At 62.1% G+C, this 19497-nt stretch carries 17 protein-coding genes and 1 other annotated feature; of the genes, 12 read left to right on the forward strand and 5 right to left on the reverse strand.

The genetic code is table 11. The features are described 5' to 3' along the window. Positions 1 to 6 precede the first annotated feature (6 nt). Genes hisC through hisG form a run of 3 tightly spaced genes read right to left on the reverse strand, consistent with a single transcriptional unit; the run spans position 7 to position 3352 of the window. Positions 7 to 1122 carry a histidinol-phosphate transaminase gene (hisC, locus tag M2367_RS05705; RefSeq protein ID WP_259236088.1) on the reverse strand — a complete coding sequence of 372 codons (1116 nt, stop codon included), beginning with the start codon at positions 1120 to 1122 and terminating at the stop codon, positions 7 to 9. Next, positions 1119 to 2444, reverse strand: a complete 1326-nt coding sequence (gene hisD / locus M2367_RS05710) for a histidinol dehydrogenase (protein ID WP_259236089.1) — start codon at positions 2442 to 2444, stop codon at positions 1119 to 1121. The genes hisC and hisD overlap by 4 nt, the downstream gene beginning before the upstream one ends. A gap of 11 nt (positions 2445 to 2455) precedes the next feature. Next, positions 2456 to 3352, reverse strand: coding sequence for an ATP phosphoribosyltransferase (gene hisG, locus M2367_RS05715; RefSeq protein ID WP_259236090.1), 897 nt, complete (start codon positions 3350 to 3352; stop codon positions 2456 to 2458). A gap of 28 nt (positions 3353 to 3380) precedes the next feature. After that, positions 3381 to 3505, reverse strand: a sequence feature (His leader region). 184 nt (positions 3506 to 3689) lie between these two features. On the opposite strand from hisG, the gene M2367_RS05720 reads away from it, so the two are divergent. From M2367_RS05720 to rnd, 7 genes are all read left to right on the forward strand, one after another. Continuing rightward, a complete protein-coding gene (locus tag M2367_RS05720) occupies positions 3690 to 3947 on the forward strand; it encodes a hypothetical protein (protein WP_224430484.1) in 258 nt (85 codons plus the stop codon). A 58-nt stretch (positions 3948 to 4005) separates the two neighbouring features. Continuing rightward, on the forward strand, positions 4006 to 5958 hold the full coding sequence (locus M2367_RS05725) for an ATP-dependent DNA helicase (protein WP_259236091.1): 1953 nt from the start codon (positions 4006 to 4008) through the stop codon (positions 5956 to 5958). Positions 5959 to 5981: 23 nt separating this feature from the next. Beyond that, entirely contained in the window at positions 5982 to 6683 is a 702-nt protein-coding gene (tsaB, locus tag M2367_RS05730; RefSeq protein WP_259236092.1) for a tRNA (adenosine(37)-N6)-threonylcarbamoyltransferase complex dimerization subunit type 1 TsaB, read from the forward strand. 38 nt (positions 6684 to 6721) lie between these two features. Continuing rightward, positions 6722 to 7255 (forward strand): Slp/YeaY family lipoprotein, encoded by a 534-nt coding sequence (locus M2367_RS05735; protein WP_404972793.1) that lies wholly within the window; start codon positions 6722 to 6724, stop codon positions 7253 to 7255. A 9-nt stretch (positions 7256 to 7264) separates the two neighbouring features. Beyond that, positions 7265 to 8134, forward strand: a complete 870-nt coding sequence (locus tag M2367_RS05740) for an alpha/beta fold hydrolase (protein ID WP_404972858.1) — start codon at positions 7265 to 7267, stop codon at positions 8132 to 8134. A 276-nt stretch (positions 8135 to 8410) separates the two neighbouring features. Continuing rightward, entirely contained in the window at positions 8411 to 10123 is a 1713-nt protein-coding gene (gene fadD, locus M2367_RS05745) for a long-chain-fatty-acid--CoA ligase FadD (protein ID WP_259236219.1), read from the forward strand. A gap of 77 nt (positions 10124 to 10200) precedes the next feature. Then, positions 10201 to 11313, forward strand: a complete 1113-nt coding sequence (rnd, locus tag M2367_RS05750) for a ribonuclease D (RefSeq protein ID WP_259236093.1) — start codon at positions 10201 to 10203, stop codon at positions 11311 to 11313. A 183-nt stretch (positions 11314 to 11496) separates the two neighbouring features. Here rnd and M2367_RS05755 read toward each other — a convergent pair whose 3' ends face one another. Next, positions 11497 to 11865 carry a conjugal transfer protein TraR gene (locus M2367_RS05755; protein ID WP_259236094.1) on the reverse strand — a complete coding sequence of 123 codons (369 nt, stop codon included), beginning with the start codon at positions 11863 to 11865 and terminating at the stop codon, positions 11497 to 11499. A 161-nt stretch (positions 11866 to 12026) separates the two neighbouring features. Then, a complete protein-coding gene (gene dusC, locus M2367_RS05760; protein ID WP_224430479.1) occupies positions 12027 to 12971 on the reverse strand; it encodes a tRNA dihydrouridine(16) synthase DusC in 945 nt (314 codons plus the stop codon). A 273-nt stretch (positions 12972 to 13244) separates the two neighbouring features. Between dusC and M2367_RS05765 the strand changes: the two genes are divergently transcribed. From M2367_RS05765 to M2367_RS05785, 5 genes are all read left to right on the forward strand, one after another. Beyond that, positions 13245 to 13622 (forward strand): DUF454 family protein, encoded by a 378-nt coding sequence (locus tag M2367_RS05765; protein WP_042043224.1) that lies wholly within the window; start codon positions 13245 to 13247, stop codon positions 13620 to 13622. Positions 13623 to 13775: 153 nt separating this feature from the next. Then, on the forward strand, positions 13776 to 14321 hold the full coding sequence (apt, locus tag M2367_RS05770; protein ID WP_042043225.1) for an adenine phosphoribosyltransferase: 546 nt from the start codon (positions 13776 to 13778) through the stop codon (positions 14319 to 14321). Positions 14322 to 14591: 270 nt separating this feature from the next. Further along, positions 14592 to 17303, forward strand: a complete 2712-nt coding sequence (gene dnaX, locus M2367_RS05775) for a DNA polymerase III subunit gamma/tau (RefSeq protein ID WP_259236095.1) — start codon at positions 14592 to 14594, stop codon at positions 17301 to 17303. 114 nt (positions 17304 to 17417) lie between these two features. Further along, positions 17418 to 17747, forward strand: coding sequence for a YbaB/EbfC family nucleoid-associated protein (locus M2367_RS05780; protein WP_005898824.1), 330 nt, complete (start codon positions 17418 to 17420; stop codon positions 17745 to 17747). A gap of 99 nt (positions 17748 to 17846) precedes the next feature. Next, complete coding sequence (locus M2367_RS05785) at positions 17847 to 19070, forward strand: SAM-dependent methyltransferase (protein ID WP_259236096.1); 1224 nt, start codon at positions 17847 to 17849, stop codon at positions 19068 to 19070. Positions 19071 to 19497 lie beyond the last annotated feature (427 nt).

The raw sequence follows: 19497 nt of genomic DNA on the forward strand, positions 1-19497 counted from the left end.
ACATCCTTATAAGCGGCTGGCGGGCGCAGTGTCGTTCGCGCCGTTGCTAGCAGACATCTTGTTGGCAGTGACGTCCCGCAATACGTTGAGCACGGCATCCATCTCATCCTGATAACCGACCGTGATGCGAATGCTCTCTCCCAGGCCCGGCTTGTTGGAAAAGTCCCGCAAGATGATGCCGGCGGCCTTCATGGCGGTGAAGACGCGCGCGCCATCATGGAAGCGCACCAGGATGAAGTTGCCCTTGTCTTCGAAGATCTCGCGCACGCAGGGCAGGGTTGTCAGTGTACCCTTGAGCGCCGCCTTCTGCTCATTGAGATCAATGACGCGCGCCTGCATCAGCGCAAGACCGGCCGGGGTCAGGGCCTGGGCGGCAATTTGCGCCACCGGATCCGGGATGGGGTAGGGGGCGATCACCTTGGCGAGCAGGGCGATCACTTGCGGGGAGGCGAGGGTAAAGCCGCAGCGGATCCCGGCCAGGGCGAACGCCTTGGAGAGGGTGCGGGTCACCACCAGATTGGGGAAGCGGGCCAACAGATCCACCACAGAGGCGTCCGGGCAGAACTCGATATAGGCCTCGTCCACCACGACAATGGCGCTATCTCTGGCGGCTTCGAGCAACGCGATGAGGCCATCGCGCCCCACCAGATCCCCGGTCGGATTGTTGGGGGAGCAGAGGAACACCAGCTTGACCTCGGAGAGGGCATCGCGAATGGCGGGCCAGTCCGGCTGACGATCAGCGGTAAGAGGCTGTTCGACGATGCCCACTCCGCAGGTCTCGGCGCTGATGGCGTACATGCCATAGGTGGGCGGACAGATGAGGATCTGATCCTGACCCGCCTCGCAGAAGGTGCGAATGAGCAGCTCGATGGCCTCATCGGCACCGCGGCTCACTAGCACCTGATCGGCGTTGACCCCGGCATAGGCCGCGTAGCCATCGACCACCTGGGCTGGCTGGCACTCGGGATAGCGGTTGAACTTGTTGCTCTGCACCGTGAAGGCGGGGGAGAGCGGCGCCTCGTTGGCATTGAGCCAGACGTGGCCGGTGCCGCCGATGCGGCGGGCGGACTGATAGGGGGTGAGGGCGCGCACCACACGGCGAGCCAGCTTGGCGATGCTCATAGCAGATCCTTTTGCGGCAAATTCGTTTGGGAAGCCTCAGACAGGGCACGCAACCTCAGGGTGACGGCCTGCTTGTGGGCATCGAGCCCTTCTGCCTGGGCAATGCGCTGGACGATGGGGCCCAGATCGCGAATGCCTTGCTCGCTCAGCTCCTGCACCGTGAAGCGGCGCTGATAGTCGGCCAATCCCAGGCTGGAGCAGGTGCGGGCATAGCCGTAAGTGGGCAGGGTGTGATTGGTGCCGCTGGCATAATCCCCCACCGATTCGGGGGTCCATTGTCCCAAGAAGATGGATCCCGCGTTTTCGAGCTTGTCGAGCAGGTCCCGGGGGCTGCGGGTCTGCACTATCAGGTGCTCAGGGGCGTAGGCATTGGAGATGGCACAGGCCTCCTCCAGGCTGTCACACAGGAGGGTGAGACTGCTTGCCAGGGCCTGAACGGCGATGTCCCGGCGGCTGAGCTGCGCCAGCTGGCTTGCCAGCTCGATGTTGACGGCCTCGGCCAGGGCGGCGCTGGTGGTGACCAGTACCACCTGGCTGTCCGGGCCGTGTTCGGCCTGGGAGAGCAGATCCGAGGCGATGAAGGCGGCATTGGCGCTCTCGTCGGCAATTACCAGCACCTCGGAGGGGCCGGCGGGCATGTCGATGGCGGCGCCGCGCCAGTCCCGGGAGACCTGGCCCTTGGCCTCGGTCACATAGCTGTTGCCCGGGCCGAAGATCTTGTCCACCTTGGGGATGGACGCAGTGCCGTAGGCCATGGCGGCGATGGCCTGGGCGCCGCCGATGGCGAACACCTTCTCGACGCCGCAGGCGCGGGCAGCGAACAGGATCTCGTCGCTGGCCGGCGACGGCGTGCAGAGCACCACCTCGCGGCAACCGGCAATGGCGGCGGGAATGGCCAGCATCATCACGGTGGAGGGGAGGGGCGCGCTGCCCCCCGGCACATAGAGACCGACCCGGCTGATGGGTTGAGTGCGCAGCTCGCACAGGACGCCGGGCTGGGTCTCTACCCGCAGCACAGGCTGCACCTGGGCGCTGTGGAAGGTGCGAATGTTGGTGGCGGCGGCCAGTATGGCGGCCCGGATGTCGTCATCGAGCCGGGCGCAGGCGGCATCGATTTCCGCTTCGCTCACCCGCAACTGTTCACGGGGGGCGCGCTCGAAACGCTTGCTCAGTTCGCGCAGGGCGTCATCGCCCCGGGTTTTGACCGCGGTGATGATGTCCGTTACCACGGCGCCGACATTGGCTTCATCGTCCAGGGCCGGGCGGGTCAAGGCCTCGGCTTGCTGGGCGGGGGTGAGCTGGTTCCAGATGAGGGTCTGCATGGTGCCTGTCCTTATTCCATCATCTTTTCGATGGGCAGCACCAGAATGGAGCTGGCTCCGAGGGCCTTGAGCTGCTCCATGGTCTCCCAGAACAGAGTTTCGCTGGAGACGACGTGCAGGGCGACCTGATTGGTGTCACCGGCCAGCTGCATGATGGTGGGGCGCTCGGCGCCGGGCAGCAGATCGGTGATGGCATTGAGCTTATCTTTGGGGGCGTGCAGCATGATGTACTTGCTCTCGCGCGCCTGCTGCATGCCCTGGATGCGGGGCAACAGCTTGTCGATGATGGCTTGCTTGGCGGCGTTCAAGGGATTGGGGGCCTGCACCAGTGCCGCCTTGGAGCGGTAGATGACCTCCACCTCTTTCAGGCCGTTGGCCTCCAGGGTCGCGCCGGTGGAGACGAGATCGCAGATGGCATCGGCGAGACCCGCGCGGGGGGCGACTTCCACCGAGCCCCCCAGCATGACGCTCTTGAACGCGAGACCTTGCTCGTCAAAGAAGCGCTTGAGCAGGCCGGGGTAGGAGGTGGCGATGCGTTTGCCAGCCAAGCTTTGGGGACCTGTGTAGCTGGCATCTTCCGGCACGGCCAGGGAGAGACGGCAACCGCCGAAATCGAGCTGTTTGAGGGTCTTGACCTCGAAGGGCAGGCCCTGGGATTGGCGAATGAGCTGCACCTCTTCGAGCACGTTCTCACCTATGATGCCAAGGTCAACCACCCCCTCCATCACCAGACCCGGGATGTCATCATCACGCACCCGCAGAATGTCGATGGGCATGTTCTCGACGTGGGCGATGAGGCGCTGTTCACGCAGATTGATCTTGAGGCCGCAGCTCTTGAACAGGGCCTGGGAGTCCTGGCTCAGACGACCGGATTTTTGCATGGCGATGCGCAGACGTTGTGTTTCCATTGCTCGATTTCCTTCTAGTCAAAAACGAAAAAACCCTCGGAAGTGTGTGCTTCCGAGGGTTTATGAATCTTGCGGTCCTTTTGGAAGTCACCTGTTAAGTGTCTTCCAGCAGCTAACCTCCTGAAAGACTATTCGGGATGATGATGGTGGTGATGAGTCTTCAGTGAGGTGAACTTCATGTAAACAATCCTTTACAAATAAGATGTCGTAACTGACGCCGGGTTTACATTACCGACCTTGACGAAAATTGCAACCCGGGATTGTAAATTTCAAGAAGAAAGTAAGGAAAGGTCGCCGCTGGTCGATAATAAGACAATGTCAGTACGGAGGATATCCCATGCCTAATCAGGATCTGCTCTTCCCCATCTTGCCGAGGGCCCCGGCCACCCCGGGCAGTGATGCCATTCGCCGTGAGGTGAACCCCATCGATCACAAGCACAGTGCCCACGAGATAGGCACTGAGCGGGATGGCGGCCAGGGCACCCCTCAGGAGCCGCCGCGTCCCAGGACGCCACCGCCAGTCAGTCAGGGCGATGCCGATGAGCCAGGGGGACACAAGCCGGATCCGGACCACAAGATCGACTTGTTCGTCTGAGCGTTTGGCTTGCCCCCGCTTTTGGCTATAATCGCCCCTTTGCTTGCGGGAAACCTCCTTGACCATCCAGACCCTGTTCTCAGAAGGCGGCCCTCTTGCCCGTCATATCGACGGTTTCCTGGCCCGTGCCCCTCAGTTGGAGATGGCTGAGGCGGTGGCAAACACCATCAAGGACCACGACCGTCTGCTGGTCGAAGCGGGAACGGGCACCGGCAAGACCTACGCCTACCTGGTACCTGCCCTGGCATCGGGCAAGCGGGTGGTGATCAGCACCGGCTCCAAAAACCTGCAGGAGCAGCTCTTTTACCGGGACTTGCCCACCATCACGGGGGCGCTCGATTATCACCAGCCCGTGGCCCTGCTCAAGGGGCGCAGCAACTACCTCTGTGTCGAGCGCATGAACCGCTTGATGAGCGAATCCCATCTGCAAAAGCCGGAGGTGATGAGCGACCTGGTCAGGGTCAAATCCTGGTCGAGCACCACCAATACCGGCGATGTGGGGGACATTCCCGGCCTGCAGGAGAACGCCGAAATCTTGCCCCAGATCACCAGCACCAATGACAACTGCCTCGGTCGGGATTGCCCCTATTACGACGATTGTCACCTGGTGATCGCCCGGCGCCGCGCCATGGATGCGCAAGTGGTGGTGATCAATCACCATCTCTTCTTCGCCGATATGGCGGTGAAAGACACGGGATTTGGCGAGTTGGTGCCGGAAGCTCAGGTCTATGTGTTCGACGAGGCACACCAGCTCGGCGAGATAGCCACCAACTACTTTGGCAAGTCGGTATCGAGCCGCACCATCCAGGATCTGGCTCAGGATATCCAGCTTGCCTACCGGGCGGAGGCCCATGACATGGCCCAGCTCGGCAAGGCGGCGGATCGGCTCAGTATTGCCAGTCAGGATCTGCGCCTCGCCTTCGGGGTCGATGGCGGGCGGGGCAACAGCCGGGATCTGCTGCGCCAGCCCCAATGGGGCCAGGCCCTGGCCCGGCTCAATGATGCCATCGAGTTCTGCTATGAGGTGCTCAAACTCGCCTTGGGGCGCGGCGAGCAGCTCGATCACTGCTTCGAGCGACTCTGTGAGCTCAGGACGCGACTCGGGGAGGTGCTGGCCATCAACCAGACCGGTTACTCCTACTGGTACGAGTGTACCCGGCTCCATTTCTCCCTCAATCTGACCCCCTTGTCGGTGGCCGAGCGGTTTGGCGCCGAGGTGATGCGCCCCAAAGTGGCCTGGATTTTTACCTCGGCCACTTTGACGGTGGACATGGGATTCGATCACTTCAAGGCGGAGCTGGGACTGGCGGGCAGCCGTGAGCTTATGCTCGAGAGCCCCTTCGATTACAGCGAGCAGGCGCGCTTGTGCGTGCCGCGCCAGCTGCCCGAGCCCAATGCCTTTGGTCGGGGCGAGATGCTGGCACTGCGGCTCATCCCCCTCATCAACAAGACGCCGGGGGGCTGCTTCTTCCTCTGCACCAGCCATCAGGTGATGCGTCAGGTGGCCGAGGTGCTGCGCCGGGAGATAGGGCGCACCGTCTTGCTGCAAGGGGAAGACAACAAACAGCGACTGCTGTCGACCTTTGTCGAGAATGGTCGCGCCGTGCTGGTGGCGACCAGCAGCTTCTGGGAGGGGATAGACGTCAGGGGGGCGGCACTCTCCTGTGTTATCATCGACAAGCTGCCGTTTGCGAGCCCCGACGATCCCCTTCTCAAGGCGCGGGTCGACGACTGCAAGCTCAAGGGGGGGGATCCCTTCGCCGATATCCAGCTACCCAAGGCCGTGATCGCCCTCAAGCAGGGGGTGGGGCGGCTGATACGTGATCGCCGTGATCATGGCGTCCTGGTCATCTGTGATCCCCGCATGGTCAACAAGCCCTATGGCGCCACCTTTATCAAGAGCCTGCCAGCCATACCGCGCACCCGGGACCTGGATTGCCTTGGCGAATTCTTTAGCGGTTTGGCCGAGGCGGCGCGCCCGGACTTGGCCCAGACCGATCTGTTTCAATGATGCCTTTTAGAGAAGAGTTGCGAATGAACGAGTTGAAGATCCTGGCCCTCGATACCGCCACCGAAGCCTGCTCCGCCGCCTTGCAGGTCGGAGAGTCCATCTATGCGCGCTGGGAAGAGGCGCCGCGCGATCACACCAAAAAGATATTGCCCATGGTACAGGCGTTGCTCGATGAGGCCGGGATCACCCTGAGCGAGCTCGACGCCATTGCCTTTGGCCGTGGTCCAGGCTCTTTCACCGGGGTGCGGATCGGGGTTGGCGTGGCTCAAGGCCTGGCGTTTGGGGCCGGGGTGCCGCTGATTGGCATCTCGACCCTGGCGGCCATGGCCCAGGGGGCCCACCGCCTGGAGGGGGCCGAGCGGGTAGTCAGCGCCATCGATGCCCGCATGGGGGAGATCTATATCGGCCGCTATCTGTTGCAAGATGGTCTCATGGTATTGGACGGCGAAGAGCGGGTCACGGCCCCCGAGGCCGTGGCGCAAGAAGAGACCCTTTCCGGTCTCTGGTTTAGCACGGGTACAGGATTCGAGACCTATGCTGATCTCCTGAACGGCCTGGCCGATGACCTGAGACCCTGCCCGGCGGCTCGTCTGCCGGCTGCCCAGGACATGTTGCCACTGGCCAAGGCCGCCTGGCTGGCTGGCAGAGCGGTGGCCCCGGAGCAGGCGACCCCCGTATATCTGAGAGACAAGGTCACCTGGAAGAAGCTGCCCGGACGGGAGTGAGCCGGTTTTGCAGTCGAACCAGAGCAAAGGAGAGGGATATGAACACATGCCATCTGTTTACAAAGAGCCTGCTGCTGGGCCTGGCCGGTCTGCTGCTGGCCGGGTGCAGTTCAGTGCCCAAGGAGCTGGCCTATGAGCCGCAGGGGGACTTGGTTGCCTATCAACCTGCCCTGACGGGCCAGGAGGGCAAGCCGGCCCGCTGGAGTGGAGTCATTGCCGCTGTCCATAACGAGCAGACACGCAGCCTCATCGAGGTGGTCTATCTGCCCCTCAAGAGCAATGGCGTGCCCGAGCAGACGGAGCAGAGCCCTGGTCGCTTCCTGGCGGTGATGCAGGGTTTTGTTGATCCGACCCTCTATGCCAAGGGGCGCAGCCTGACGGTGCTTGGCACCCTGGACAAGCCGGTGGAGAGCAAGATTGGCGATCACAAGTATGAGTTTTCGGTGATCAGGGTAACCGGCAGCAAGCTGTGGCCCCCCATCAAAGAGGTGGAGGTTCGTTACATGGATCCCTACTTCAATGACCCCTTCTACGATCCCTTCTGGCCGCGCCGGTCGATGCGCCACTGGTGATACCGCGCCATGGATGAGAGAGCCGCGCTGGGAAATCTGATGAGAGAGGGGCAGTTGCGGCTGGCCGATGGGCGCCTGATCGCCTATCTGGAGTCCGGCCAGCCGGGACAGCCTCTGCTGCTGGCACTGCATGGCTGGCTCGACAATGCCGCCAGTTTTTTGCCTCTTGCCCCCCATCTGGCTGGTTTTCATCTCATCTGCGTCGATCTGCCGGGCCATGGTCAGTCGGATCACAAGTCTTCTCCCTATGTCTTTATCGACTGGCTCGACGATCTGCACCAGATCATCGATGCGGGAGGCTGGCAACAGATCACCCTGCTCGGTCACTCCCTGGGGGCCTTGATCGCCTCGGCCTATGCCGGGGTCTTCCCGGAGCGGGTCGCGCGGCTGATCATGCTGGAGGGGCTGGGGCCCCTTAGCCAGTCCGATGACGCCGTTCCCGAGCAGATCCGACGTGCCATTCTCAACCGCTCTCGTACTCGGGAGCGAGCCAGTCAGGGTTTTACCAGCCTGGAGGAGGCGGTGGCGGCCCGTTGCAAGGTGGCCGATATCTCCCCCGAGGCGGCGCGGCTCATCTGTGCCCGGCAACTCGTTGCGCGAGCTGCCAGGCTGCATTGGCGCAGCGATCCCAGATTGCGGGATCTCTCGCCGCTGCGCATGAGTGAGGGGCAGGCGAGGGCGCTGATGGCGGCGATTGCCTGCCCTGTATTGTTCATTCAGGGTGAGCAAGGCTTTGCCCAGCTGACGGCGCAATGGCAAGCCCGCCAGGGATGCTTCGCTGACATTCAGCGGCGCTGGGTGGCGGGAAATCACCACTTTCATATGGATAATCCCGTGCAAACCGCTGTTGCTATCGAAAAATTCTGTCAAATTCGCTAGAATCCCCCGCTTTCAATCTTTCAGGTTTGCCTCGTCCCTCACATTTCACGCTTGTTAAGTGGCTGTTAATTTCTATTGTCGTATGTAAAGATGTCCGGCATTAGAGCTCGAGCTCAAAACGAATGATTAAAAATGAACGTGGACAGGGATGGAGGCAACACAGTGAGCGCACAGGTGCGAGTTATGCATGAGCATAAAGATGAGCATGAGAACATCATGCCGCAGCAGTCCGACTTGACCACAGGGTCAGTCGATATGGATGAGCATGAGCAAGCCATGTTGCAGCCGCAGGGCGAGCCGACCGTCACACCGGCCGAGAAAATCTGGCTAACACGCTACCCGGACGGCGTGCCTGCCGAGATCAATCCCGATATCTACGGCTCTCTGGTCGAGATGTTCGAAGCCTCGGTGAGCGAGTTTGCCGACCAGCCCGCCTTCGTCAACATGGGCCAGACCATCACCTATCGCCGGCTCGAGGAGCAGTCCCGCGCCTTCGCCGCCTACCTGCAAAACGAATTGAAGCTGGAGAAGGGTGACAGGGTCGCGGTCATGATGCCGAACCTGTTGCAGTACCCTATTGCGGTGTTTGGCATACTGCGTGCCGGCATGATAGTGGTCAACGTCAACCCCCTCTATACCCCGCGCGAGCTGGAACACCAGCTCAAGGATTCGGGTGCCAAGGCCATCGTCATCGTCTCCAACTTCGCCCATACCCTGGAGAAGGTGGTCTACGACACCCCCATCAAGCATGTGATCTTGACCCGGATGGGGGACAACCTGGGGCTGGCCAAGGGGACCCTGGTCAACTTCGTGGTGAAATACGTCAAGAAGCTGGTGCCGAAATACAATCTGCCCCACGCCAGCACCATGCGCCATGCCCTGGCCAAGGGCCGCTTCCTGCAGTACATCAAGCCCGAGATCCATGGGGAGGAGATCGCCTTCCTGCAGTACACGGGAGGGACGACCGGCCTCTCCAAGGGGGCCATGCTGACCCACCGCAACATGATTGCCAACGTCGAACAGTGCCTCGGGGTCTATGGCCCCGTGCTGCAGCGGGGCAAGGAGTTCGTGGTCACGGCTCTGCCGCTCTATCACGTCTTCGCGCTCACGGTGAACTGCCTGCTGTTCATGCGCCTCGGGGGTTACAACCTGCTGATCAGCAACCCGCGCGATATCCCGGGGTTCGTCAAAGAGATCAAGAAGTACCCCTTCACCTGCATCACCGGGGTCAACACCCTGTTCAATGCCCTGGTCAACAATGACGAGTTCCAGAGCATGGATTTCAGCAAGCTGACCCTGACCATCGGCGGCGGCATGGCGGTGCAGCGGGCGGTGGCCGAGCAGTGGAAGACCATGACGGAGACGCCGCTGCTGGAGGGGTACGGCCTGACCGAATGCTCCCCGCTGGTCAGCGTCTGTCCCTACGACTTGACCGATTACAACGGCTCCATCGGCCTGCCGGTCTGCTCCACCGATATTCGTCTGGTGAATGATGCCGGTGAGCCCATTCATTCCCTGAATACACCCGGGGAGATGCAGGTCCGTGGTCCCCAGGTGATGACTGGCTACTGGCAGCGTCCCGAGGCCACCGCCGAGGTGATGCAAGATGGCTGGCTCTGCACCGGGGACATTGCCGTGTGCGACGAGCAGGGTTTCTTCAAGATCGTCGATCGCAAGAAGGACATGATCCTGGTGTCGGGCTTCAACGTCTATCCCAACGAGATTGAAGACGTGGTGGCGCTTCATCCCAAGGTGCTGGAAGTGGCGGCGGTCGGGGTGCCTCACAAGGTGTCCGGCGAGCTGGTGAAGGTATTTGTGGTCAGAAAGGATCCAGGCTTGACCGAAGAGGAAGTTATTGCCCATTGCCGTCAACATCTTACTGCCTATAAGGTACCTAAGCTGGTAGAATTTCGCGACGAACTGCCCAAGACCAATGTGGGCAAGATCCTGCGCCGCGTGCTGCGCGACGAGGAGATCGCCAAGCAGTAACCTATCTAGGGCGATGCGAAACCGTGGGTCACGCCACGGTTTTTTCTTTTGGGCCAACCGACAAGATGCAGGCAAAGATGCAATATCAACTCATTTCACAGCAAGCCGAGCTGGAAGCCTACCTCGCCACTCTGGCCCGGGTGCCACTGGCCATCGATACCGAATTCGTGCGCACTCGCACCTATTATCCCCAACTTGGTCTCTTTCAAATCTTTGATGGCCATCAGCTGGCCCTGCTCGATCCCCTGACCCTGGATCTCGCGCCCCTGTGGGAGCGTCTGGGCCAGGATGGCCAGATCTCCATCCTCCATGCCGCCGGGGAAGATCTCGAACTCATTCAGCACCAGGCCGGTCATCTGCCCAACCGCGTCCATGACACCCAGCTTGCCACCGCTTTCCTGGGCTATGGGGTCTCCGTTGGATTTGGCGCCATGGCCAAGGATTTTCTCGGGGTGGAACTGGTCAAGGATCAGGCCCGTACCGACTGGCTGGCCCGTCCCCTGACCGATCGTCAGCTCGAGTACGCGGCGGCGGATGTGCTCTATCTGATGCCGCTCTACGACACCGTCATGGCCAAGCTGCACGAGAGCGGCAAGTTTGCCTGGTTCGAGGAGGAGTGTCAGAACCACTGCGCCCGCCGGAGCCAGGGGAGCGATCCCTATCAGGCCTACCTCGACATCATCAACGGCTGGCAGCTGGGTCGGCGCGAGCTGGCCATCTTGCGCGAGCTGGCCGCCTGGCGGCAAAAAGAAGCGGTGCGCCGGGACTTGGCCCTCAATTTCGTGGTCAAGGAGTTGCACCTGTTCAAGGTCGCCGAGCGCCGTCCGACCTCACTGCGCGAGCTCAACGAGCTGGATCTCTCTCCCATCGAGATCAAGATCCACGGCAAGCGGCTGCTCGACATCGTCGCATCGGCTCAGCAGAGCGACCCTGAAGGGTGGCCCGAACCCATCCGTCGTCTGGTGGATTACCCCCAGTACAAGGCGGAGCTCAAGCGCATCAAGGCGCTGGTGGAAGAGAAGGCCAAGGCCAGCAATATTCCCCCTGAGCTGGTGGCCAGCAAGAAGACCATTCACCAGTACTTTACCTGGAGCTGGCGGATGAGCGCAGAGGAGCGGGCACGCGGGCCCAAGCCCATGTTGCTGCAAGGCTGGCGTCATGAGCTGGTCGGTCACCTGCTGGCCCAGTGATGGGCGCAGGGATGGCCGAGTCTGCTCGCGCCCTCTGCCGGGTTTGTCGCGATCGGCATGAATAGAAAACGGGCCCCTGTCTTGGCAGGGGCCCGTTTTGTGTGACGCTGGTGGGGTGTGTCGTTCGAACACTTTGGTCGATACGACAGGCGGGGTTGGGACCCGCAGCGGGCAGTGATGCCCCTACAACTCGTGGCCGTGAAAGCCCTTGCGATAGCGCAGTTCGCAGCGCTGACAACGTTGTTGAGTGGGATCTTGCTCCAGCTTGGTCAGGTTTAGCGGCTCCTCGCAATCGGAGCAGAGGCCAAACAGTCCCAACTCTATCTGGCAGAGGGTCGCGTCGATCCGCTTGAGCGCCGTCACGTTTTGTTCTACTTGCGGCAGATCCAGCCGACTCGTCAAATCCACCAGCTGATCCCGTTCACAATGGCTGGCCCGTTCGGCCCAGTCTCCCTGGCGACTTGCCTTGAGCTGACCTATCAGCTCCTCTCGAATTCGTGCCCAGTCGGCAAGCAGGCGATCTCGCCAGCCCGCCAGCTGAGCTTGCGTCATTTCACACACGGATGCCCCCAACAGACGGTTATAGAGTCAGGGCAGTATAGGGAGTCGATAGGAGAGTCAAGATGACATGCGTCAAGTAAATGACGGGTTCTGGCCCCTATTCCCGCCTGTGGGGGCAGGCAGGAGAGGGGAATGACCTCCAGGGGGAGGGCTCAGGGGTGGCGGTCGCTCTCTTGCAGCAGACGAGCGCGGATCTCCTCTGCGCTCTTGAGTACCCGGATATCGGTGAACAGCACGTCGGCCTGGGGATATTCGCGTTTGAGGTAGGAGAACCACTGCTTGATGCGGCTCGGGTAGTAGTCCGCCTTCTCGCCGGCCAGATCCTGCTCCGTGTAGCTCACCATGAGCCGCAGTGCCTCGGCCCAGCTCATGTGAGCGCAACCTGTCTTCATGACGTTGGCCAGATTGGGCAGGGAGATGGCGCCGCGTCCGACCATCAGGCTGTCACAGCCGGAGACCCGGGCGCAGGTGAGGGCATCCTGCCTGTCCCAGATCTCGCCGTTGGCGGTCACCGGAATGGGCAGGGCGCGGCGGATGGCATCCACATACTCCCAGTGGGCGGGGGGACGATAGCCTTCGCGCTTGGTGCGGGCGTGGACCGCCAGCTCATTGGCCCCAGCCTGGTAGACCGCCTGGGCATTCTCGAGATAGAGCGCCTTGTCATCGTAACCGAGTCTTATCTTGGCGCTGACCGGCAGATGGGCGGGCACCGCCTCACGCACCGCCTTGACGATGCGGTAGACGGCTTCCGGCTCCTTGAGCAGCACGGCACCGCCCTTGCTCTTGTTGACCGTGGGCGCGGGGCAGCCGAAGTTGAGATCCACCCCGGGGGAGCCGAGGCTGACGGCACGCAGTGCGTTTTCGGCCAACCATTCGGGGTGCTGACCCAGCAGCTGTACCCGAACCGGCGTGCCAGCGCGGGTCTTGCCCCCCTGCTTGAGCTCGGGAGCGAGCCGATGGAACACCTTGGCTGGCAGCAGCTGATCGACCACGCGCACAAATTCGCTGACGCAGAGGTCATAGTCGTTGACCGAGGTGAGCACCTCCCGCATCAGGTGATCGAGCACCCCCTGCATGGGGGCCAAAATTACGCGCATAACCGGTTTTCCGAAGGCAAGGGCTGAAAAGGACGCCAGATTGTAGTGGGAACGCCTGCGGCTGTCAGCTTCGACATGGTCGCAGGCGCCTCGCTGGCGCACAAAAGCAGCAGCCAGGGGCGGCGAGTCAGCGGATGGCTCTGGTGAAGGGGGCTTGCCAGGGCGCAGCGTGGGCAGAGGGCCACCTCGCGCGGGATGGCCTATCTGTCTGGGGGGCGGGTCTGCTAGGATGGACCCTCGAGTCAAGATCCCATGGTAGCGAGGCGAGCGCGCATGAAATCCTGGTTGTTGTTTTGCCTGGGGTGGCTCAGTTTTGTCACTGGCCTGCTTGGTCTGGTATTGCCCCTGTTGCCCTGCACCCCCTTTATGCTGCTGGCGGCGGCCCTGTTTGCCCGCTCGTCCCCGCGTTTTCACCACTGGCTGCTCTATCATCCCTGGTTTGGCCCGCCCATCCGGGACTGGCAGGAACACAGAGGGATCCGCCGGGATGCGAGGCGGCGCGCCATTATCTTCATCCTGATAAGCTTCGCCATCTCCCTGGCCCTCACCCCCATGATGTGGGTGCGTGGATTATTGCTCGCCATCCTGGCGATACTGCTTGGCTGGTTAATGCGCCTGCCCGTGCTGGAGCCAGTTGCAATGGAGAAGTGAAGTGCCTAAGCTACTGCGGCAATCATGCTATGGAGTTGGCCTGTCGTTTTTGCACTTTGGGTGTCTCACCTTGAACTGCACGATGGGCCTTTTTGTTTTCCCGAGGGCCAGGTCTCACGTACCGGACCCGGGTCAAAAATAAGCGGTCAAATAATGAATCCGGATATTCTGAAATTTATCGAAGCTAGCATCAAGACCATCCCCGACTATCCGAAGCCGGGCATCCTGTTTCGCGACATCACCAGCCTGATAGAGAACGCTGAGGCCTTCAAGGCCACCATCGATCTGCTGGCTGAACATTATCGCGATCAGGGGATCACCAAGATTGTCGGCACCGAGGCCCGCGGCTTCATCTTCGGTGCACCGGTCGCCTTCGCCATGGGGCTGGGGTTTGTCCCTGTTCGCAAACCGGGCAAGTTGCCCCGCGCCGTGATCGAGGAGTCCTACTCGCTGGAGTACGGTACCGATACCTTGCAATTGCATACCGATGCCATCGTGCCCGGTGACAAGGTGCTGGTCGTGGACGATCTGCTGGCCACCGGCGGTACCGTCGATGCCACCGTCAAACTGATCCGCCGTGCCGGTGGTGAAGTTGCCGATGCGGCCTTCATCATCTCGCTGCCCTCCTTGGGGGGCGATGCCCGCCTGACGGCGGCCGGTATCAAGGTCGTCTCGCTGGTCGAACTGGCTGGCGAATAAGCGGCGTTAACCGCTTGCATGAAACAGGGAGCCGCGCCGAGTCGGGCTCCCTGTTTTTATGAGGGGTTGTGGGATAACCCCGATCGCCAGGCGCCATGGGCGCGGGCAGGTTGAACCCTGCAAGATAGCCTGCTCCCTCGTCTATCGGGTTGAATTTCAGTCAGTTATCCCAGGCTTTGCCGCAACTTGGGCCATCGCCGTGACAGCACCCCCGCCATTTGTGTTAGCATTCTGCCTCAATGCCTTGTCTTCCCCGCATCCAAAGGTTCTATGAGCTATCAGGTTCTGGCGCGTAAATGGCGCCCCCATACATTCGAGCAAGTGGTGGGCCAGCAACATGTGCTGACCGCCCTGACCAATGCCCTGGATCAGGGCCGCCTGCACCATGCCTATCTGCTCAGCGGTACCCGTGGCGTCGGCAAGACCACCATCGCCCGCATCCTGGCCAAGAGTCTCAACTGCGAACAAGGGATCAGCAGCACCCCTTGCGGGGTCTGCGGCACCTGCAAAGAGATCGATCAGGGCAACTTCGTCGATCTGCTGGAGATAGATGCGGCGTCGCGCACCAAGGTGGAAGACACCCGCGAGCTGCTCGACAACGTGCAATATCGTCCGGCCCGCGGCCGCTTCAAGGTCTACCTCATCGATGAGGTGCACATGTTGTCGCGTCACAGCTTCAACGCCCTGCTCAAAACCCTGGAAGAGCCGCCCCCCTATGTGAAGTTCCTGCTGGCCACCACGGATCCGCAGAAGCTGCCGATCACCATCCTCTCCCGCTGCTTGCAGTTCCACTTGAAGAGTCTGGATCAGAGCCAGATCGCCAAGCAGCTGGAGTGGGTATTGGGGGAGGAGGGGCAGCCGTTCGAACCCCGCGCCTTGCTGGCATTGGCCAAGGCGGCCGATGGTAGCATGCGCGATGCCCTGAGCCTGACCGATCAGGCGCTGGCCCATGGCAACGGCAGCGTGGGGCTCGCGAGCGTGCTGACCATGCTGGGTACCCTAGACCATCATCATCTGCACCAGCTGCTGGAGGCCATCCTGCGTCAGGATGCCCCGGCCACCATGGCCAAGATCACCGAGATCGCCACCCTGGGGCCCGATTTCGATCAGCTCCACGCCGAGCTGGAAGCCCTGCTTCATCGCGTTGCCATGGCCCAGCTGCTGCCAGCCAGCGTGCAGGAGCAGGGGGCGGATGCCGATGCCTTGCTGCAACTGGCCGGGGCCATGAGCCCGGAAGAGGTACAGCTCTGCTACCAGATCGTGCTGGGGGGGCGCAAGGACTTGCCATGGGCTCCGGATGGTCGCACCGCCCTCGAGATGACCTGCCTGCGGATGCTCGCCTTCTCGCCGCGCAGAGCCCAGCTCCACCCGGCGAGCCTGGCCCCCTTGCCAAGCCAGGCGGGGCAGGGGGCCGCTCCTCTGGGGTTGGGAAAGTCCCAGGGGGTGACCGCTTCGCCGACGCTAGCCCCCCAGGGCACTGAATCAACATCGACCCCCCTGGGTGACCAGGCAGAGGCTGCCACCGAGTCTGTGGCGGATCTCCGCCAGGCTGGCATCACCGCCGAGAACGATACTGAACATCAGGCTGACCTGAGCCCCTCTTCGGCGGCACTGGTCAAGCAGGATGGCGATGATGAATCGTTTGAGCCCGCCCTCTCTCCGCTCTTTGCCGAGCAGGAGGCGTTGCTGCAGGCGGCGGATCAGATGGGCTATCAGCCATCTCCTGCCCCTGTGGCAGAGGATCCGGCCCCGGATCCCGGCTTGGATGAGATCAGCGCCTCGGGGGCGATGGCCAGCCCGGACATCCCTGTTCCGGCCCATGGGGAGCCTGCGATGGTTCATCCCGCGGCCAATCAGGACGCGGAGCCTGTGTCCATGGCGCAACCGGTGCCGCAACCCATGGCACAGCCCCCGGAGGCAGCGACGGGCAGTGATGGCAGTGGTGGCATCCTGAGCCTGCTCGGTACGCGCAACATGCTGCGCAGCCGCTTGCGCGCCTCTGATACCGATGCTGCGCCGCGCACCGCTAGAACACCGAGTGCTCCCAAGGCCGGGGCGGGGCAGACGGCTGCCCCGGTTAGCCCACCTGCGGCGCAGCAGGCCGGGCCTGGCTCCGCCCAGACGGCCATGGTGGCGCCTGCTTCTTCTGTTCCGGACGATTGGTCCTACGACGAGTTGCCGAGCCATGACGACGAAGAGGACAATCAGCAGGATTATCAGGAGTACCTGGCCCAGGGGGAACAGGGGGTTGTTACACCTCCGCGCCAGGCCGAGCGCGGCAGGGCACCAGCCCCGGCGCTGAGCCAACGGACACCTGAGGAGGCAGCGCCCCCCTGGGATCCCCAAGGACCCTCGACCGGTATCCAGCAGCCCATCATCCGTGACGCGGCGGCGGCTTCCCCCCCTGCCGCAGGGCAGCCCGCTCGCCCCGCCGCAGCGCAAACCGTGCTTGAGCCAAGCCGGGCGGTACCGGCACAGATGGAGGCTACGGCCCCGGTGCTGGAGACCATCGACTGGGACTCCATTGATAGCGATCAAGCGCAAGAGGAGCCGGGGGATGAACCCAGTAAGCTGCTCCCTGCCAGCCTGCTCGATAATTGTGGCGATCCCTGGGGCGAGCTGATTGCGCGCACTCGGATGGGGGGTCGTCTGCGGCAGCTCGCCATCAATGGGGTGATGGTGCAAGAGGGATCCCGGGTGCTGCTGACCCTCAAGCCCGAGCAGCGCCACCTGGTCAGCGATCGTGCCCTGATGGAGCTTGCCGCCATCATAGGGCCAGCACTCGGTGGCGAGGTGCAGGTCGAGGTGACGCTTGGGACAGTGCCCGATTGTGAGACGCCCCTTGAGATAGAGCAGCGCCTCTATCTTGGGGTGCGCGAGCAGGTGAAACGGGATCTTGAGCAGGATCCCAACATACAGTTTTTACGTCAGCGGTTTGGTGCGGAGCTCCATATGGACAGTATTGAGCCCCTCAATCGCTGAATCTGGTGCGGGGAGCCCGGCTCCCCGCTTGAAATGCCGCTCGGCCGTCCCCATCTAGGACAGACGAGCCTAACGCCCGGCCAGGTCGCCGGATTTCAACGCGAGAGACGACATATGTTTGGTAAAGGTGGAATGGGTAACCTGATGAAACAGGCCCAACAGATGCAAGAGCGCATGCAGAAGATGCAAGAGCAGCTGGCCCTGCTGGAAGTGACAGGGGAAGCGGGCGCTGGCATGGTCAAGGTCACCATGACCGGCAGCCACAGCGTGCGTCGCATCGAGATCGACCCTTCCTTGATGGAAGATGACAAGGAGCTGCTCGAAGATCTGGTCGCGGCCGCCTGCAACGACGCCGTGCGCCGGGTCGAAGAGCAGAACAAGAGCAAGATGGGCGAGATCACCGGTGGCATGCAGTTGCCCCCAGGTATGAAGTTGCCGTTCTAAGCGAACCACTAAGCGAGTAAGAAGAGGGGCCCTGGGCCCCTCTTTCGTTGTGAACGCGCCCCTATGATGGCGGGTGCAATTTCTGGCAAGGCCGTTACAATGGCGCCCTCTTTTCGCCTCCCGACTCCCGAGATTCCTGTGCTGGCCCAACGCTTCGAACGCCTCGATCACCTGCTGACCGCTTCCCGTGCCTGGTGGCAATATCAGCCCTATCATCACCTGACCCTGGCGTTTGCCGGGCAGGCACCCGATCTGGCCGCCTTGCTCAATGGTTTGAGTCTCGAGGAGATCAATGGGCTCGATGGTGACATGGGGGCACTGGCCACGCTGCTGGCACCCTGGATCCCGGGGGGGGCCGAGTTGCACCGCTTGAGCGAGCTGGTGAGATTCGAACCCGAGCCCATCGATTGCGGCAAAGGGATGGCGCTGCACATGCCGGGGCGAAAACAGGCCCAGATAGAGGCCTTTACCGGTTGTCTGCCACCCCATCAGGGGCCCTATCTGGAGTGGTGCGCCGGCAAGGGACACCTTGGGCGGCTGGTCTCTGTCCATCGCAGTGCCGCGATAACCAGCCTGGAGCTGCAGGGGCCGCTGTGTGAGGCGGGACGCATCCTGGCGCTGCGCGATGGGGCCCGGATGCACTTTATCGAGGCCGATGCCTTCGCCGCCGAGTCGGCCGCGCTGATCGCCCCCGAACACCATGCCATGGCGCTGCATGCCTGTGGCGAGCTGCACACTCATCTGCTCGAAGGGGTGGTTGAGCGCGGCGCCAGCGGCGTCTCCCTCTCCCCTTGCTGTTATCACCTGATCCGGGGCAACGATTATCGTCCTCTCTCCCGAGCCGCCGAACAGAGTGCCCTCCAACTGACCAAGGCCGACCTGCGCCTGCCCCTGCAAGAGACGGTCACCAGTGGCGCCCGCATCGCCCGACTGCGCGAGCTGGAAGTGGTGTGGCGGCTGGGTTTTGACTGCCTGCAGCGCCAGGTGCGGGGGGTGGATGAGTATCTGCCGGTGCCCAATATCCAAAAGAGCCTGCTGAGCGACAGCTTCGAGGCCTTCTGCCGCTGGGCCGCCGAGCGCAAGGGTATAGTGCTGCCCGAGGCCATCCATTACGATGATCTCCTCGGTCAGGGGGAGGCACGTTATGGGGATGTTGCCCGCATGGAGCTGGTTCGCCACCTGTTCCGCCGCCCGCTCGAGATCTGGCTTGCCCTGGATCGCGCTCTCTTCCTGCAAGAGCAGGGCTACAGGGTGGAAGTGGGGGAGTTCTGCGCTAAACCCATGACGCCGCGCAACATCTTGATCCGCGCGATACGTGCTTGATCGTAAATGGCGGTGCCTGAGCTGGCTGCCACCCCCGACTTCATCTTGATCCGTGCGGTATGTGCTTGATCGTAGATGGCGGTGCCTGAGCTGACTGCCACCCCCGACTTCATCTTGATCCGTGCGGTAGGTGCTTGTTCGTAGATGGCGGTTTCTGAGCTGACTGCCACCCCCAACTTCCTGATCCGCGCGGTAGGTGCTTGATCGTAGATGGCGGTGCCTGAGCTGACTGCCAACCCCCAACGCTCCTGGTATTTCACCCTAAAACAGGGGCTATTTTTGATCGCCCCCATCACAGTGATCCGCAGCTGCAACGCTCTGGTGATCAAAACAACGGTCTGCCGTCAGAAGGGATGAGGGAGGGGACACAAGGGCGCTCGCACGGTGGGAGTGGCCGATCCCATGGGGCATAGCACAGAGTGAAATG

This window comes from Aeromonas sp. BIGb0445, from assembly GCF_024809075.1.
In the GTDB taxonomy this organism is placed as follows: Bacteria; Pseudomonadota; Gammaproteobacteria; order Enterobacterales; family Aeromonadaceae; genus Aeromonas; species Aeromonas rivuli.

Coding starts and splice junctions, on each gene's coding strand:
- M2367_RS05785 (WP_259236096.1), top strand. CDS start 17,847: ATGGCGCCCTCTTTTCGCCTCCCGACTCCCGAGATTCCTGTGCTGGCC.
- M2367_RS05740 (WP_404972858.1), top strand. CDS start 7,265: ATGGATGAGAGAGCCGCGCTGGGAAATCTGATGAGAGAGGGGCAGTTG.
- M2367_RS05755 (WP_259236094.1), bottom strand. CDS start 11,865: ATGACGCAAGCTCAGCTGGCGGGCTGGCGAGATCGCCTGCTTGCCGAC.
- fadD (WP_259236219.1), top strand. CDS start 8,411: ATGTTGCAGCCGCAGGGCGAGCCGACCGTCACACCGGCCGAGAAAATC.
- hisG (WP_259236090.1), bottom strand. CDS start 3,352: ATGGAAACACAACGTCTGCGCATCGCCATGCAAAAATCCGGTCGTCTG.
- M2367_RS05780 (WP_005898824.1), top strand. CDS start 17,418: ATGTTTGGTAAAGGTGGAATGGGTAACCTGATGAAACAGGCCCAACAG.
- M2367_RS05720 (WP_224430484.1), top strand. CDS start 3,690: ATGCCTAATCAGGATCTGCTCTTCCCCATCTTGCCGAGGGCCCCGGCC.
- hisD (WP_259236089.1), bottom strand. CDS start 2,444: ATGCAGACCCTCATCTGGAACCAGCTCACCCCCGCCCAGCAAGCCGAG.
- M2367_RS05735 (WP_404972793.1), top strand. CDS start 6,722: ATGAACACATGCCATCTGTTTACAAAGAGCCTGCTGCTGGGCCTGGCC.
- M2367_RS05765 (WP_042043224.1), top strand. CDS start 13,245: ATGAAATCCTGGTTGTTGTTTTGCCTGGGGTGGCTCAGTTTTGTCACT.
- apt (WP_042043225.1), top strand. CDS start 13,776: ATGAATCCGGATATTCTGAAATTTATCGAAGCTAGCATCAAGACCATC.
- hisC (WP_259236088.1), bottom strand. CDS start 1,122: ATGAGCATCGCCAAGCTGGCTCGCCGTGTGGTGCGCGCCCTCACCCCC.
- dusC (WP_224430479.1), bottom strand. CDS start 12,971: ATGCGCGTAATTTTGGCCCCCATGCAGGGGGTGCTCGATCACCTGATG.
- tsaB (WP_259236092.1), top strand. CDS start 5,982: ATGAACGAGTTGAAGATCCTGGCCCTCGATACCGCCACCGAAGCCTGC.
- rnd (WP_259236093.1), top strand. CDS start 10,201: ATGCAATATCAACTCATTTCACAGCAAGCCGAGCTGGAAGCCTACCTC.
- dnaX (WP_259236095.1), top strand. CDS start 14,592: ATGAGCTATCAGGTTCTGGCGCGTAAATGGCGCCCCCATACATTCGAG.